Raw genomic sequence first — 14,164 nt, forward strand, 5'->3', positions numbered from 1 at the left:
TTGCACCGCCTAGCAAACAAGACTGACATGACACTGACGTGCTGGGCGCAGTGCCCATCAACTGGTATCGCTGCATCCATGCATATCCTGCTGATCGAAGATGAAACGGATTTGCGCGTGATGGCCGCAGAGGGCTTGCGGCGACGCGGTTTCGTCGTCGATTCGGCTGGCTCGCTGGCTACTGCGCGCGATTGTCTGGGCGTCGTGCGCCTCGATGCAGCCATCGTTGATCGCCGCCTGCCAGATGGCGAGGGTCTTTCTTTGCTCCCGGAGCTGGCACGGCACGGTGTGCCATCCTTGGTCGCCACGGCCTATGGCGATGTCGAGGACCGCATTGCCGGCCTTGATGCCGGCGCTGATGACTACATCGTGAAACCCTATGATCTCGATGAATTGGCCGCGCGGCTGCGCGCACTGCTGCGCCGCCCCGGTCAGCGCGTGCCCCCGGTCCTGGTGCACGGCCTGTTGCGGCTGGACCCAGCAAGCAGGCAGGCCTGGCTCGGCGATGCACCACTCGATCTTGGACGACGCGAGTTCGCCCTCCTTCAGCTTCTTATGGAATCCGCGCCCAATGTCGTCGTGCGCGATATGGTGCAGGACCGGCTCTACACGCTTGATGAAGCTGTGAGCCCAAATGCGCTGGAGGCTATCGTCTCACGGCTGCGTCGGCGGCTTGCGGCTGGTGGCTGTGGGATCGAAAGCCGGCGCGGCATCGGTTGGCGTCTGGTGCTGGGTAAGGGGGCGTGATGGCCTCGCTCAGGAGCCGCATCGGTTTCTCTATCGCGGCCATTATCGTCGTGGCGGCCGTGACTACACTCGGTTTCGTTGCCCTTGAATTGAATGAACTTGAACAGGGCGGAAACGTCGATCCAGCCCATATTGAGTATGCCGAACTGCTGCTCGTTCTCCTGCCGTTCGCCGTGATTGCTCCGCTGGTGGGCGTGCTGGTGGCCGGCTGGAGCCTCAAGCCGCTCTCCACTGCCGTTTCCGCATTGCAAGAGATCGGGCCTGACCAACCGGACAGGAGACTTTGCGAGGAAGGACTGCCGAAGGAAATCCAGCCCTTCGTAGCCGCCACAAACCAGGCGCTTGATCGCCTCGCCGGTGCCTATCTGAACGAGCGGCGGTTGGCGGCCGACGCAGCCCATGCGCTTCGCACCCCACTGGCGCTTGCGAAGCTGCGGATAGACCAGTGGCAAGACGGTGCCAGCATCGATGTGGCGGGTCTGGCTGGCGATCTGGACCGCATGCAACGGTCCATCGCCCAGGTGCTCGCCATGGCCCGGCTGGATACACCCGGCCAGCCTGATGATTGCAGGCCGCTTGTCGATGCGTCCCGTCTGGCCCGGCAGATTGCCGCCGAGTTTCTGCCGCTGGCTGACAAGATGGGGCGCACAGTCACCGTTGATGCCGAGTTCGCGGCTCCGGTGAATGTGCCGGACCTCGATGAAGCTTTGCGCAATCTCGTCAGTAACGCGTTGCACCATGGGCAGGGAACCGTTTCCCTGTCGGTATTCGCGGACGGTAAGGAGCTTGTCATCACCGTGCATGATGAAGGGGCCGGTGTCACAGAAGCCGAGCGGAACCGGATGCGCAGTCGCTTCGCCAAAGGGGAGCACTCGTCCGGCTCAGGCCTTGGGCTTGCCATTGCTTCAGCAGTGATGGAACGGGCTGGCGGGCGGCTCACTTGGCCGATGCCTTCAACATTGCAGTTGCATATGGCAGGATGCTCGCTCGCCGCTAACGGCGATGGTTAGCGTGAGCGCTGATCGCATGGGACGCTTTGCTATCGGACCGCTGCAGCGCGCGCGATAGTCGGCTTCGGTCAGAAGCAGACGTCTAAGCTGGCTCACCTGAACGACCTACTCAGGTCGCGTGCTTCCGGACGTTCGTGGCAGATAGACATCGCATTACGACGCACTCTCGTCCAGCAGTACACCTAGGCGATTTCCCAACTCAGCATTGAGCCCCAGGCGCTGCGACTTCATCGGTTCGCCCAGCAATTCCGCTTGCGTCAGGCCAAGAGCTGTCACGACCCGGGCGCGGAGAGTAGGTATCAACTTCTTGAAATCACGTGTTCTCGGTTGATCGCGCACCAGTGCAACGATGGCGTCCAGCGCCCACAAGATAGTGGTCCAGCATTCGAAGAAGTCGACCGGCATGTCGTCATAATCGCTCGACATCACCAGTCTTCCGATCGGGGCATTCTTGCCCATAAAAAAAGCGGCAACGAGCCTGACAATCAACCGTGGCCAACCCTTGTCATCTGCCACCGCGGGCATCCCCTTCGGGGCTGCCTCACATCTTGCTTCCCACAGCACGAGCGCAATCCAGAGTCGCAGGCGTAGCACCTCGCGTGGACCGATAGTTCTACCTTCTGCGGTGACCCCCTCCACGTAAGCTTTAACAGCACGGTCGTAGGCCGCCATATCGGGAGCGGGCCGAGTTTTCGGCTCGACGGCTTCTGCCACCTCTGACGGTTCGCTGTTGTCCGCGAGCTCACCAGTCTCATCACCGAGATCCATCCATGATCCATCGTCCTGAGGGCCGCGACCACCCGCTTGCTTGTGCTCAACGCCGGACAGGCGGTTCAAGAGTGCACGAACGCTGTCAAAGTGCGTGCCGGCAACAGAACTATCGCTGCGGCCACCCCTTCCCTTTCGCGTTGGGCGGGCGGCCATGAATTCCTCGTAGGTCATGAAACTGACCTCCGGAGGTTCGGTTGAAGCAGCAGCCTTTGCGCGCGCAGTTTTGCGACTGGCGACCTCTTCGGTGCCCTCTTCCTCTACGTCGGCTCTGGCTAACTCGTCGAACATCTGAAGCATCCGGAGCTGCATCTCCGATGCATCGTCGAAGGTAGCCAGCGCATTGCTGACGCGTCCGCTGACAGACTCCCGCCGCCGCGCGCGCAGTGCCGATCGATGAACTACGAAGCCGCGCAATGACTCGCTGGTGCTCGAACGAACCTGCGCGAACGCAGCGAGTTCGAGCACGCCTTCGCCCACCCACGCCGTCAATCGGTCACCCGCTTCTGCGAAGCTCGCCACTTCGATCTCGGCCACGATGTCGCCGGACGCACTCGACAGGATGACGATACCATCGTTCCAACGATCCGGCGGTCTGCGCCAACTGAGCCTGCCACCCTCCGTCTCAAATGCGCCAGCTCCTCCCGCATTCATTTCGTCGAGCGGTATGGCTGACGTCTCCACAGGTTCAGGAAGGTCGGTGAAGGGAAATGGGTGCGCTTCCAACCATTTGTCCATCTCGAGCGCTGCGGTGGCTGCGCCCCTCGGCAGTCGTCGATAGATGCACGCCTCAGTGTTAGTGCCGGGGAAGCCCTCCCGCCCTAACGCCGCGACAGTGCAATTCGCGCTGCCACTGAGGACATGGTCGTGCGTCTGCGTCACCGCAATGATGACCTTCGCATGCTTGAATCGGCTAGCTTGCCAGCCTGAAATGTCGATGATGTCACACCTTGGCGGCATCACTGTGCCCGTTGGGAATTCGTGCCGAGCTACATCCAGCAGGATCTTTGTGCGCTCAGGGACGAGCAAGCGGGTCAGGTCCTGAACGGCCTCCAGATTTTGGTCCCAGTACGGGCTGACGATGAGCAACTGTTCGACTGCTTCATCGCCAATCATGCCGCAGAATCGCGTGCCAATTCCCTCGCCGCCTGGCCTCGCAAGGAACGCGATTGCTGTGCCATCGCCCAAATGGTGAAGACCTTCTTCCTTCCCGCCTCCGTCCAGCCAGGGTGCACGATCACGAGCCCAGGCAATTGCCTCGCGTGCAGCGCCCGCGTCGGCGGGCACCAGAGCATCGACATAACGCCACGCCGCTTGCACAATCTCCTTCTCGGGACCGGGTTCAATGCCGCATTCGATTTCGACCGCAACTTCGACATTGCCGCCTAGACCTGCGCCCGTGACATTCGCTGAACTGACGAAGCATCGACCGCCCTCGCGCCCCACCTGCAAGACAACTTTTGGGTGGAATATCCCGTCTGAGACCGGAGGCGAATGCAGCACGTACTCTCTGCCCAAAGCTTCCGGCAGGGCGGATCCGTCACTCAGCGCCATTGTCGCCATGCGGCCGTCTGCAATCAGAAGCACATTTGTCGCGCCCGACGCCGATATCTGCGGAAGCATCACTTCTTCGAACGCGGCAAACTCGAGCGAGAAGCTTGTCACTACCGCCGAGTGGAAGCCTCTGCCCTTCCGCCTTGCTAGCCGCTCCGGCAGCTTCAACGGTTCGCTCCGAGCAGTGCGCGTCCTCGCGCTGTCAGGCCGTCCGCACTCACAAGGTGGACATCTTCGAGGAACTGGATCGCCGGCGCCAAGCGCGGTGTGGTCGGCACGGGTTGATATGCGGCCCGGCGTACTAGCCTGCCGTCGCGCGCCTCGAACAGGAACGTATAGTCACGCTGGCGCCTCAGTTTCTGCATTGCGACCCAGCTATGGCGGAGGACCACGCGCTGCACGACGTATTCTCCGATGACATCGGCAACAGACCGGGCATTCTGGCCCTCAAACCAGCGCAACTCTGTAACGATCGATCGAGCCTGCCCATTGATTGGCAGCGCCTTGCGCATCGTGTCTGCGAGATCAGTGCGGATCGCGACGCGGCGATGAAGCGAGGCGATCAGCCGGACTGCGTCCCAAGATTTTTCTTCCGGTGATCCTCGTCTGCCGGTGAGCTTCGACCAAACCTCTCGCCAAGCAAACCCTTCGATGTCCATAGCGTCCCGCAGATCCGACCATGCAACGCTCGCGGACGCGGTATCTGCCTGTGTTAGCCGCGCCTCGACCGCATCCCGGATTTCAGGGATTCTGGCGCCTTCATCAGTCTCTCCCATGATCGAGATAGACCAAGCGAGCAGACTTGCCGCAGCGACCTGAAACAGGTCCTGGCATTGATACGCCTCCCAGCGCAGACGTTGGCTTTCGAGATCAGCTGAAAGCGCGGTCGACAGGGGATCAAACAGCGCCCAGCGAAAGTTTTCCGGCGTCGGCCGCTCAGCCTCACGCCCTGCGACCTCGAGGATCAGGCTGAGGCTGTCACGACGGCTCTTGTCTTCAGCTATCGCTGCCGGTCCGCCAGCAAACAATACCTTCTCGTAAACCACCCGTTCGTCTGATGAATCAGGAATCGCCGACGGCACAATCGGATGTAGTGCCTTCAGGGTATCTCGATCGACTTGGGCCGCATCGATTGCCGCGGTGAACATCGTTTCGATATACGGACCAATCGATGCGCGAAAGGCATTCGCCAATTCAAGACCAGCGTTTGGGGTGACCCGCTGAATGCCATTTGGCCCGAGCTCGAAGAGCCCCATTTCCTGCATTTGCGTGAAGTACGCCGCGCCGAAAACGCCGAGACTTTGGATCAGATACCGCTTCACATTCGCGTCTGTCGACGCCGCCGCATCGAAATCGATAACCGCCTCACCGCTTTGAAGCGCTTCACTGGCCCACTCGATGCCTCCTACTCCGCCCTGGCCGCTTGCGTCCGCACAAACGAGGGCAAATAGGGCCTCGGCCCGCCGTACCCACTTGCGCCAAAGCTCAAAATCAGTCGTCACACCGCGGCGTGCGTAGGCGTCGCTGAGCCAGCAAAAAAACCCGTAGTATCGCATCCGCAGTGTGATGTTGCTGATTCCGGGTAGCAGATCTTGATACAAGCCCACGCCTGCGTTCTGCATTCCGAGCGGATCGAGACCCCGCTTGTCGATCTTGGTCGTCCACTGCGGAAGAGCGTCCAAGTTACCTCCTGCGCGCCGCTTTTCAATGCTGCGCAAGCGAATATACTAGACTAGTTCTTTGTTGCAATGGCCACTTTTTTCAACACCGCAACCTGCTCTTCTCGCTGCGACATGAGCCGTTCGCCTTCTTGCGAGACGAGATCACCAAAGTTGAGCTTCGCTTCTCGGTGCAAGTAGAACAGCGCGCCGCAGCTGATCGGATCGATGCGCCATTCTGATGTGGCGAGTTGCAGGAGGCGCTCAAACAGGAAGGCACGCTCGTTGTCGGTGGCGGTGGCCAGTGCCGCACGGATCATCCATGTGGGGGCGGCCCCCAGCTCAAGGCGAGACACGTGCCAGACAGGCACCGCGATAAGCAGGATCGCGAGCAGGAAACCGATGGTTCCGGAGCGGATTGGCTCTTCCGCGTGAAGCCCTGCTTCCAACGTGATCGACAACAGCATCAAGCTGGCAGTGAGCATGCTGGACACGACAATTCCGGTCCAGCGCCAATGGCGGATAATGGAAAACGCGACCCGCTCGATCACGGTAGTCGCCGGACGCGCGATCAAGGGCAGGCCGGACGCAGTGCGCTGGTTGGTGGTCATAATGGGCCTTGCGAATACCGATGACTCCGGGCCTCGTCAGCTTTGAGACGCCAGAGCAGAGCTACAGTGCCTACCAAGGATCCATCCTGCTGCCGGTCGAACCCTGCGCATGATAATCATGGCCATGATGGGGGTGATGGTCGTCCCAGCGGTCCAGACTCTGGCCGAAGGGATTGCCTCCGACATCTACGCCGCCGAGGCCCGGCCCGGGCATGGGGAGCCCGGTGGCAGGGTTGATGGACACGCCCTCGTCCACGGAGGGCTGCGGAGGGTCGCTAGATCCTGCGAATAGATCGGTCAGCCACTGGAACAGTCGCATCGGGTTTCTCCTGCAAATGAGGGGCTTAGGCAGATCGAGTGCGCTGGCGCTGCCCTCATGTTCACACGTTCACATGCGCACATTCACACATGCCCACATCGCCACACCCCCTTTTTCTCCCCTCCCGGCCAAGGGATCGACTACCGCCCAATCGGGCTCTCGCCGTACTTGCGCAGGACGTCGTCGAAGGCTTCGGCCATCAAGTCCTGAAGGCTGAGACCGTGGCGGCGGGCACAGGTGTGCAGGGCGAGCGATAGCTCGGGTGCAAAGTAGCCCGAGATCGCCTTGCGACCGACGCGACTTGGCGCGGTCGGGATCTGCGTGACCGGGGATACCGATGCGGTCTCGTCCGCCGCCGCGCCCTCGGGCTGACGATCGGCAAGATTGGCGAAGCGGTTCATGCGCTCTTCCTCTGCTGTATTGGTGTCTGTGGGCATGCGGACATGTGGAGCTGTTCACATGCCCACATGTGAAGCTGTTCGATCTCGCTCGCCGCCTTTCCGCCAGGATCGAGCTCGAACACGGTCTGCCCGCCAGCGACTGCATGACGATAGGCAGCGCGGTCCGGCAGGATGATGGGGCAGGTCTGGCCGCCGAACCCGGTTACCAGTTCGCAGGCATCGGCATAGATGTGCGGGGCATGGGGCGGCCCGGCTGTGAACACGACGAAAGCGGGACGCGCCAGCAGCTCGACCAAACGGATCGTCGTGCGCATCGCCGCAAGGTCGAAGGCGCTGGGGCGGCAGGGTATCAGCACCAGATCGGCGCACTCGGCCGCCTTGCTGGCGGCAAGATCGGCGTGCGGCGGCGTGTCGATCACGATCAGCTCAGCACCCTGCGCCGCCGCCGCAGCAATCTTGGCCGGGATGCGCGGCGGGGCGCTGTCGATCACCTCGGGAGGTGCACCCTGCCGCCACTCGGCCCATTGCGACGCGCTGGCCTGCGGGTCCGTATCGATCAACAGGCTGATCCGCCCCGCACGTGTAGCAGCGGCGGCGAGATGGATGGCGAGGGTGGTTTTTCCAGCGCCACCTTTCTGACTGATGATAGCGACGGTTCGGGTGTGGAGATGTGAAGGCGTGGTCATGTGGGTGCGTCCTCATGTTCACATGTGGGCATGTGAGGCTGTGCGATTGTGGTGATGTGCGGGTGTCGACATGGTCAGCGGCCCCGCTCGAGGTCGCGGCCTGGCTCGATGTCTCGCTCGAGCCCGACTTCGCGGCCACGGCTCGGTACCAGTTCAAGCTCACGCTCCTTGTTCTCCAGCACCATTCGAGCGAATGCGGGGCCACCGATAGCGGCCAGCATGCGGTGCTCATCCGTCATGCGGCGGTCCTGCTTCGGCTGATCTGGCGCGGTCTCGAGCGCGCTGGTCTTGGCGCCGGAGCGTGCCTCGACCTGCCGCTCGACCCGGTCGGGGTTGTCGGTCACGAGCGTCGCGTTCTCCGCGATCCGGGTCACGGCGACCAGGAACGAGGCCGAGGTGTTGAGCATCCGCTCGCGCTCGGACATCATGATGATGCCGTTCTGCGCGGTCATCCCCTGCGCGACGTGGACGTTGATGGCGTAGGCGAGGTCGAGCCGTTCGAGCATCGGATCGCCGCGCGGAAGATCGTGCAGCTTGCCGTCGCTCGCCGTCACAGTGATGGTATCGCCATCGATCCGCGCGACATGGGCAATGTCGCCATTGAGCAGCCCGCGCGCCCCATCCTTGGCGGTCCAGCGGATGCGGTCGCCCTGGTGGAGGTCAATCTCCTTGCGCTCGAAGATAGTGACCGCATCGTGTTTGAGGTTGCGGGGCAGACGGTCCGGATCGAAGCGCCGCACTTCGCCATTGGGCATGGCTAGCTCGACCTTACCGTCCTTGATGCCGATGACCGTTCCCCGCTCACCGCGGGCCAAGCCCTGTCTGGTCAGGTTGGTCTCGAAGGCAACAACGCGCCCCTCGTGGTAGCCCTTCAACTGCCGCGCGCCTTCGCGGGTGACGGTGACCCGGTCGAGCACCTCGAGCTTGATCCCCCTCGCACCAATCTGGCCGCGCTCGATCAGCGAGGCCTGCGCAGCGGCATTGCCCGCGCTACGCATCGCACGCCCGGCCGCGAGCAGGATTGTGTTGTCGCGCTGCTCCTTGGGCAGGTCGGCCCACATATCGGCGGCGATGCCCGCGATCTTGCCCGGCGCAACTTCGATGGTCGCAGGTTTGAGTGCGGCGAAGGCTTGGGCGACATCACCCTTTTCGAGCGCGCGGTTGATAGCCTGCATCTGCGGGGTCTGCGCCCGCAGGTTCTCGGTGATCGGGCTTTGCCTGAGATCTTGCTGTTGAAGCTGGGCAAAGGGCTTGCCCGACTCGATGGCCGGCAGTTGCTTCACGTCGCCGGCGAGCACCAGCTTGCCCACGTCCATCTGGTTGGTGAGGGTGATCAGCCGCGCGAGCCGATCCGTGCCGATCTGACTCGCCTCATCCACCATCACCAGCGCACCGGACAGCTCCGCCCTTGCCGCTGCCACCTTATCCGCGCTGGCACTGCCATCGATGACACGGGCATACCGGGCCAGAAAGGCATCGACGGTCGATGCCGGACTGGCCGTCTTCTCCCCAAACTCCCGTGCGATCCGGCCCACATGGGACAGCGCGACGACCTGCCGCCCCTCCTCACGCGCAATGGCTGCGACCGGAGCCAGCGCCGCCGACTTCCCCACACCCGCGCCGCCCTGAACCAGATGAATGCGGTCTTTGGAGGTGAGGATCGCGACGCCAGCCTGCTCCTGCCCGGCATTGAGTCGGCGAAGTCCGATGGCCCGTGCCTGTTCCTGCAATCGCGCGACGATGCCGTCCTTGTCCGCAATCGGCTGCACGCTGTCCTTGCCCGCTTGCGCGAGGGCGATGACCTTCGTCTCCATGGCCAGCGCCTGTTCGGTGGTCAGCATGCAGTCACGATCCGCAGAAGCGCTGCCGACCAACAGCCCGCGCTGCTGCAACAGATCGATCCGCGCTTCGATCATGTCGACGGTGACCGGTCCCTGCCGTTCAAGCGCTGTCCGGATCAGGTCGTTGCGGGAGAAGGCTGCCTCGCGTTCGCCCAACTCCCGCGCCGCCGACGCCACCGCCTGCGCTGCGGCAAAGGCTTTTGGTTCGAGGCGTCCGAGCCGCTCCGGAACCAGCGGGTCGCCATCCTTCGGGGTCAGCCCCATGACGCTGGCAATCGCCATGCCGCGCTCGCCGATCCCGCGAATGCCGTCGACGACCCGCGACCAAACCGTCTGTTCGCCTGCCGCGCGGGCCATGGCGTGTTCGATCAGCCAAGCCGGATCGAAGCCGATTGCGCGAGCGGTTTCTTTCCAAGCGGCGACCTGCCGCGCCGCATCCGGCGCCAGCTCCTTCCCGCGCCTTGTCGATAGCGCCGCCAATTCGCGTTCGCGGGCACTGCCCCGGTCCTCCTTGGCCAGTTCGGCAAGAATTTCGGCGCGGCGGGTCGAGAACGCTTCGACCGCATCCCGGGTCACGCCCTTGATCTCGAATGCGCCATCAATGGCATTGCGAGCAGGCACGGTTTCGTAGCCTAAAGCCTCGACGCGGCTGCGCAGTTCGGCATTGTGCACCGCCGACAGGACGTGCTGGGCGCGGTAGAGCTCGTCATTGCGCACCGCATGCCATTTGCCATCCGAGGCCTTCGTCGCGTTGGCGATGACAGCATGGATGTGCATCTGCGGTTCGCCGTTCCTGTTCACGTCATGCAGGAATGTCGCAGCGATTAGGTTGCCGGTGCGCTCCGGCACCTGCCGTCCTTGCGCTGCATCCCACACCCGCGCTTCGACGATGTTCTTCTCCGCCCAGCGCAATGTCGCGGTCACAGAGTCCTTCAACGCCTCGACCAGACGCTTGTCGCCGCCGAGCATCGCCACCAGCGACACGGACTTCGACGCCGAGAAGGTCAGGTCAACGCCGGGGCGGTGCACGCCGTCCTTCCCGGCAATCGCCGATCCGTCTGGCAAGTTTCCTTCGAGCACGGCTGCAAAGGTCTGTTCCTCGACCTTGCCGGTTAGACCCAACACTTCCGCGCCCTTACCGAACCACGCGCTTGCATCCTGTGTCTGGTCGGCGGTGTAGTAGTTGTCGGCCGAGTAATACTCCGCCGCCGACGAGGCCGATCCGACCGAGGCGAGCGTAATCATCGCCGGTCCTCATGGGCAATGACGCGCAAGCCAAGATCGCGCTCCTGCTCGGGAACCCTGCAATCGGTAACACCGTATTTGCGGGCGATCAGCCGACACATTTTCGCGGGGTGGTCGATCAGCTTGCCAGACTGCCAGACTGACCAGCCATCGAACTGGGTAGGCAGGATCGTAGCGACGAGCGCGCCCATGAGGAGTGCCAGGCCTCCGCATGCCGACAGAAACTTGAGCGACAGAAAGCGGTTGTCGCCAAGGTAGATGGATCGCATCTGCCTCGGCTCGCTGGCGAGTGCGATCGACTTGTCGAGCTGAGCGGATATCTTCGCGAGGTGCGGCTCGAGCGCGCCGAGAAGGTTCGGCGAAAGGTCTTCGAAAGCAGTGAGGAGCTGCTCGGCCCTCTTGTAGAACGGTGAGAGACTGGCCTGATCCTGCTCCCGGAAATGGGCGAGAAGCTTTTCCTGGGCGATGCGATTGGCCTCTTCGCCGCCGTTCCACTTCTCGGTCAGCTTGCCAAGCATCCGCGCATTGTCCGCCTGCGCCCGGTCGAGCTCCATCACCAGTTCGCGTAGCTGGTGCACGAGCCCGCTGACGGTCGCATCGAGTTTCGGCGCAGCTTCGGTCTGGAAGGTTGGCCGCCCCGCGTCGTGAGCCTCGATCAGCTCATTTATCGCCTTGCGCAGAAGCTCGGGCCGACTGAGCGATTTTGCCTGCGCAACTCTGTCGAGGGCGGCAAGGACACGGTCCTCAACCGAGACATTGACCTGTGCCATCAGCCCCTCCCCCGGATTGCGAGGAGATCGACGGGCCTAGAGGCTAAGTGACTGATATAGGCTCGTTCTAGAAGACCTCGCTGCCGCGCGCTACAGCTCTGAAGTGCTTTTTGGTCGTCCCTAGAACCTCGCCTAGGGCCTAGAATGGCTGATTTCTGCGGGTTTGCGCACCCCTTGCCACCGCTCGAGTTCAGCGTGGAGTGTGCACTTCTATATGTGCTGCTTCGTGACTGACGGTCTGATGGTGGGGAGTCATGACGTGGTTTGGCTTTTCCTGCCGGGTGCCGCCGGCCGAACAGCCGGAAAGCGATTATCGCGTTCTGTACGGGGTTCATGTGATGTCTCCGCCGAATATGTTGGGGTTCCCGGCCCGGTCGAAATCCAGGCCCGACATCGGGATCTCTGGAGGATCCGCCTCCCGGTTCAGTTCGGCGCAAAATCGCTGGTAAAAGCCGTAGCTGAGCCGTTCGAACGGTGCCGCATTCGCGATCGTCCGGGCTATTGGCAGCGGGTCATCGCCGGTGGGTGCCCCACGGAGTGACTGCAGAATGGCCGTTCTCTCGTAGGCGTGAAGGACGAAGTCACAGAAAGCGGCCCCGTCCAGCCTCGTCAGCATGCCAGCAATGACCTGGGCGTCTGGAGTGGTACAATGCTGCCCGACCAGTTGCCTGACCGGATCGTGCCAATGGTCGAAATGGCTAACCCAGCTTTCCAGCCACACAGGCCAAAGGACCTGGCCGTCAGGAACTGAAAGTTGGTCGCAGACCACATCGGCAGTGAGATCGTACATCCCCTCGAACAGCGCTGGCAGGGCAGCAAAGATCGGCTGCGGGTCAATGTCGCGCATCAGGATCGCGGCGGCATGACGCCAGCTCAAAACGGGGTCTCGCCCGGGCTTGTAGGACGGCCACCAGATGTTGCCCGCCTCCAGCTCTGCCCAAAGGCTTGTGGTTCGCGTTCCTGTCATGGCTGCACCTCCCCGGAGAGCTTCGCCAAGGCCGACAGACATGCTCCTGCAAAGCTTTGGCCAGTTCTGGGGGCTGATACCTCTGGTTCGAACTGGCGATCCGGCAAGATCCCTTCTGGATAGCCCTTGGCTGCCTTGATCATGGGCAAGAGGCTGGAGGCGTTCCGCAGCAGCCCGCTCAGGCATTTCCTGCCTGACCGCGCTCGGTAGCGGTGATCGCTTGGCAATCGGGCGTTGCGGTCGATGACGAGGAGGCAGAGTGCCGCGCGCTCGCGACCCAGCCTTTCGCAGGCCTCTGCCCAGGCTGGCTGCGACACATTGTGCCAGCGGCAGGCGATCGCCGATGCATCGACAATGTCTGGCCAGCCCGGTGCCCTGTTGGACGGCAGAAGGCTTCGATAGTCTTCGCTGGCAAGACTTGCAGCCAAGCCCGGGGAGACCTCGTCCGACCGATCAGCATCGGTCGCGCGCTTACGGTTTTTGGACGAGTCTTTGACAGGTGTATTGGGTGCGAAGATTTCTTCCGTCCGGTGGGAAGATTTCGTGTCACCAGAGGGAAGTTCTGGCTGCACCAACAGCGCTTCGAGCATGGCCTTCAAAGCTTCCAGCTTCTCGGCAGAGCTGATGCGCGACACGCGCCCGCGAGGCAGAATCCGTTCGGCTTCCTCGATCAACGCAGCCGCCTGCGTCGCGCGGATTTCCCGGCCGAGCATGACAATCTCATGCCGCAGTGAAGCCATCGCCCGCTCATGCAGCTCCATCGCCTCGAGCCGGGCTTTCCACCGGCCAAAGCCATCGATGAGCGGTCGGAGGCTTATCCCCGAAAGGCTGACGATCACGCCGTCACTGCGCTGACCAGTGCGGCGCGCATGCGGAATATGGGTCCGCTCGATGAACCCGCCGCGCTCCAGCTCGGCTTCGGCATTGTGCAGAACCTTTGTCGAGATGCGCAGCGCCTGAGCCGTGGTTTGCGGTTGCTCCCACACCCCGCAAATTTTGCCAGGCTCAAAGTCGGACGACCGGCAGCCGAGCAGGTAATGCTTCAGGACGCGTACCGCGGTCGCCGACAGGCGTTCCTCGCGGCGAGACCCTAGCGCGATCTTCTCAATCAAGTCAGCCAGGCTGAAGCGGGTCACGCCGGGCGGAAGCCCGTTATGTGCCAAGGAGATGCTCATGAAGCACCTCCCGCAAGGTTTGCCCTTGCGCCCGATTCGCTGGTCGCGTAAATGTGAGAAATAGCCGAACCGCTATCGATATGACCGCTGTGAAGGGTGCCAGCCCTTCCGGCGGTTTTTCGTTTGCGCCATCGGTCTGGTGGGTCGGAAATCCGCGTTATGTGCACATACTGTGCACCGAGCCGATTTTCCCGAGTCGGCGCAAACGGCCAACTCCCTGATCTTACTTGAAGAATCTGGCGCACCCGACAGGATTCGAACCTGTGACCTCTGCCTTCGGAGGGCAGCGCTCTATCCAGCTGAGCTACGGGTGCCGGTGCGTTTCAGGCCACCGCGCCTAGCAAAGCATGAGGCGGGGCGCCACCCCTTTTGCGGGCCGGGGGTGTTCGTTCAGGCGGCACCGGCCCGCTCC

Annotated in this window: 11 protein-coding genes and 1 tRNA gene; 2 read left to right on the top strand and 10 right to left on the bottom strand. The window is 62.5% G+C overall.

Going from position 1 to position 14,164, the window contains the following annotated elements; translation table 11 throughout:
- Nucleotides 1-78: 78 nt before the first annotated feature.
- Nucleotides 79-747, top strand: a complete 669-nt coding sequence (locus K2Y03_RS06500) for a response regulator transcription factor (RefSeq protein WP_072384427.1) — start codon at nt 79-81, stop codon at nt 745-747.
- Nucleotides 747-1,757 carry a HAMP domain-containing sensor histidine kinase gene (locus tag K2Y03_RS06505; protein WP_294089358.1) on the top strand — a complete coding sequence of 337 codons (1,011 nt, stop codon included), beginning with the start codon at nt 747-749 and terminating at the stop codon, nt 1,755-1,757. Before K2Y03_RS06500 ends, K2Y03_RS06505 begins: the two co-directional genes overlap by 1 nt.
- Before the next feature lie 153 nt (nt 1,758-1,910).
- Here the strand turns inward: K2Y03_RS06505 and K2Y03_RS06510 are convergent, their stop codons facing one another.
- From K2Y03_RS06510 to K2Y03_RS06555, 10 genes are all read right to left on the bottom strand, one after another.
- Entirely contained in the window at nt 1,911-4,190 is a 2,280-nt protein-coding gene (locus tag K2Y03_RS06510; protein ID WP_294089359.1) for a hypothetical protein, read from the bottom strand.
- 53 nt (nt 4,191-4,243) lie between these two features.
- Nucleotides 4,244-5,797 carry a hypothetical protein gene (locus tag K2Y03_RS06515; RefSeq protein ID WP_294089362.1) on the bottom strand — a complete coding sequence of 518 codons (1,554 nt, stop codon included), beginning with the start codon at nt 5,795-5,797 and terminating at the stop codon, nt 4,244-4,246.
- A 14-nt stretch (nt 5,798-5,811) separates the two neighbouring features.
- Complete coding sequence (locus tag K2Y03_RS06520) at nt 5,812-6,348, bottom strand: hypothetical protein (protein WP_294089364.1); 537 nt, start codon at nt 6,346-6,348, stop codon at nt 5,812-5,814.
- Between the two features lie 459 nt (nt 6,349-6,807).
- Entirely contained in the window at nt 6,808-7,068 is a 261-nt protein-coding gene (locus tag K2Y03_RS06525; RefSeq protein ID WP_294089366.1) for a ribbon-helix-helix domain-containing protein, read from the bottom strand.
- Nucleotides 7,065-7,754 (bottom strand): ParA family partition ATPase, encoded by a 690-nt coding sequence (gene parA, locus K2Y03_RS06530; RefSeq protein WP_294089368.1) that lies wholly within the window; start codon nt 7,752-7,754, stop codon nt 7,065-7,067. The genes K2Y03_RS06525 and parA overlap by 4 nt, the downstream gene beginning before the upstream one ends.
- Before the next feature lie 74 nt (nt 7,755-7,828).
- Nucleotides 7,829-10,840, bottom strand: coding sequence for a MobF family relaxase (gene mobF, locus K2Y03_RS06535; protein WP_294089370.1), 3,012 nt, complete (start codon nt 10,838-10,840; stop codon nt 7,829-7,831).
- Nucleotides 10,837-11,610 (bottom strand): ribbon-helix-helix protein, CopG family, encoded by a 774-nt coding sequence (locus K2Y03_RS06540; RefSeq protein ID WP_294089371.1) that lies wholly within the window; start codon nt 11,608-11,610, stop codon nt 10,837-10,839. The genes mobF and K2Y03_RS06540 overlap by 4 nt, the downstream gene beginning before the upstream one ends.
- A 331-nt stretch (nt 11,611-11,941) precedes the next feature.
- Complete coding sequence (locus K2Y03_RS06545; protein ID WP_294089373.1) at nt 11,942-12,577, bottom strand: hypothetical protein; 636 nt, start codon at nt 12,575-12,577, stop codon at nt 11,942-11,944.
- Nucleotides 12,574-13,752, bottom strand: coding sequence for a helix-turn-helix domain-containing protein (locus K2Y03_RS06550; RefSeq protein WP_294089375.1), 1,179 nt, complete (start codon nt 13,750-13,752; stop codon nt 12,574-12,576). Before K2Y03_RS06550 ends, K2Y03_RS06545 begins: the two co-directional genes overlap by 4 nt.
- A gap of 237 nt (nt 13,753-13,989) precedes the next feature.
- Nucleotides 13,990-14,066 (bottom strand) — tRNA-Arg (locus tag K2Y03_RS06555).
- Nucleotides 14,067-14,164 lie beyond the last annotated feature (98 nt).

Source organism: Sphingomonas sp., from assembly GCF_019746015.1.
GTDB lineage: Bacteria > Pseudomonadota > Alphaproteobacteria > Sphingomonadales > Sphingomonadaceae > Sphingomonas.

Bases quoted from the DNA above. Each gene is read 5' to 3' on its own strand.
- K2Y03_RS06500 (WP_072384427.1), top strand. From the start codon at position 79: ATGCATATCCTGCTGATCGAAGATGAAACGGATTTGCGCGTGATGGCC.
- K2Y03_RS06505 (WP_294089358.1), top strand. From the start codon at position 747: ATGGCCTCGCTCAGGAGCCGCATCGGTTTCTCTATCGCGGCCATTATC.
- K2Y03_RS06520 (WP_294089364.1), bottom strand. From the start codon at position 6,348: ATGACCACCAACCAGCGCACTGCGTCCGGCCTGCCCTTGATCGCGCGT.
- K2Y03_RS06525 (WP_294089366.1), bottom strand. From the start codon at position 7,068: ATGAACCGCTTCGCCAATCTTGCCGATCGTCAGCCCGAGGGCGCGGCG.
- parA (WP_294089368.1), bottom strand. From the start codon at position 7,754: ATGACCACGCCTTCACATCTCCACACCCGAACCGTCGCTATCATCAGT.
- mobF (WP_294089370.1), bottom strand. From the start codon at position 10,840: ATGATTACGCTCGCCTCGGTCGGATCGGCCTCGTCGGCGGCGGAGTAT.
- K2Y03_RS06540 (WP_294089371.1), bottom strand. From the start codon at position 11,610: ATGGCACAGGTCAATGTCTCGGTTGAGGACCGTGTCCTTGCCGCCCTC.
- K2Y03_RS06545 (WP_294089373.1), bottom strand. From the start codon at position 12,577: ATGACAGGAACGCGAACCACAAGCCTTTGGGCAGAGCTGGAGGCGGGC.
- K2Y03_RS06550 (WP_294089375.1), bottom strand. From the start codon at position 13,752: ATGAGCATCTCCTTGGCACATAACGGGCTTCCGCCCGGCGTGACCCGC.